The organism is Bacillus sp. JJ1127 (assembly GCF_036965845.1).
Classification (GTDB): Bacteria; Bacillota; Bacilli; order Bacillales; family Bacillaceae_G; genus Bacillus_A.
Genome location: NZ_JBALQK010000193.1, coordinates 1 through 1,480, shown reverse-complemented (window position 1 = coordinate 1,480; position 1,480 = coordinate 1). Strand labels below are relative to the sequence as shown.

Annotated in this window: 1 protein-coding gene; it reads left to right on the top strand. The window is 34.2% G+C overall.

Annotation, left to right across the window (positions count from 1 at the left end; genetic code table 11):
- Positions 1 to 111 precede the first annotated feature (111 nt).
- Positions 112 to 1,442 (top strand): IS3 family transposase gene (locus V7183_RS18510; protein ID WP_335360403.1). Its coding sequence is split into 2 segments (ribosomal slippage): positions 112 to 484 and positions 484 to 1,442, totalling 1,332 coding nucleotides; the frame shifts between segments, so codons are not numbered across the junction.
- Positions 1,443 to 1,480 lie beyond the last annotated feature (38 nt).

The window sequence follows — 1,480 nt, the reverse complement described above, 5'->3', positions numbered from 1 at the left end:
TAAAATGTACCCTATAGAGTAGACACTAAAAAAAGTCTCTCTCTGTATGGTACATTTTTGTATAATTAAGAAATACAAAACTTGAGAATACAACATGGAGACGGAGAACTAATGAGCAAAAAGATTTTTACAGAGAAAGAAATTCAGTTACTATCATCTAATAAATATGTAAAATCAGTTAGACCAAAGGGAATTACTTATACAGATGAATTTAAACGTTTATTTATCGTGGAGAAAGAAAAAGGGAAGTTTCCAAGACAGATCTTTGAAGAGTGTGGCTTTGATGTTGAAACACTGGGAATGGATAGAATTAAGGCTGCTAGTAAGAGATGGAAAAAGGCTTACGATGAAAACGGGATAAGTGGTTTACGTGACAGGAGAGCTGATAGCCTAGGACGATTTAAGGCAAAGGATCTTACTCTAGAGAAGAAAAATGCTCTTCTGGAAGCACAAATTAACTTACTAAAAGCGGAAAATGAACTGTTAAAAAAGATTCGATTTGCAGAAAGGAGGCTGAACAAGTAATTCTCTCCCCTTCCCAGAAATACACCCTCATTTACTCGGTGATTGAAAAATATCAATTAAAACATATGGTGAGTTACTTGTGTAAAATAGCGGAAGTTTCAAGAAGTGGTTATTATAATTATTTCTCAATGAAGTCACAAGAACAAAGAAAGAGAAAAGATGAAGAAGATAAAAATACAAAAGAGATCATCTTAAAGGCATTACATTTCAAAAAGCGAAAAAAAGGGGCACGCCAAATCAAAATGACTTTGGAGAGCCAATTTAAGGTTGTCTACAATTTGAAACGTATCAGAAGAATCATGAAAAAGTACGACATTATTTGCCCTATTAGGAAGGCTAATCCATATAAAAGGATAATGAAAGCTACAAAAGAACACCGAGTTGTTCCTAACCTATTGAACCGACAATTTAAACAAGGTATACCCGGAAAAACACTTCTGACTGATATAACATATTTATTTTACGGTAAGGGGCAAAAAGCTTATTTATCAACGATTATGGACAGTTCCACCAATGAAATAGTAGCTTATAATGTTTCAAATCGTCTGACCATCGACTTGGCAACAGACACTCTTTTAAGGTTAAAGAAAAATAGAAGGTTTAAGAAGACAAAAGATGCCTTAATTCACTCAGATCAAGGAGTTCACTATACACACCCAAGCTTTCAAAAGTTAGTAAAGAAACTAGGGCTACTCCAATCAATGTCAAGAAGGGGGAACTGTTGGGATAACGCTCCTCAAGAATCCTTCTTTGGACATTTTAAAGACGAAGCCTTTATTAAATCATGTACAAGCCTAGCTGAACTAAAACATGAAATAAAGCAATATATGAAATATTACAATCACGACAGATGCCAATGGAATTTAAAAAAGATGAGCCCTGTTCAATTCAGGGCTTATCTTCTTAAAACTGCCTAGGCTTTTTTAAAAATGTCCTTTACAAAGGGTACACTTTA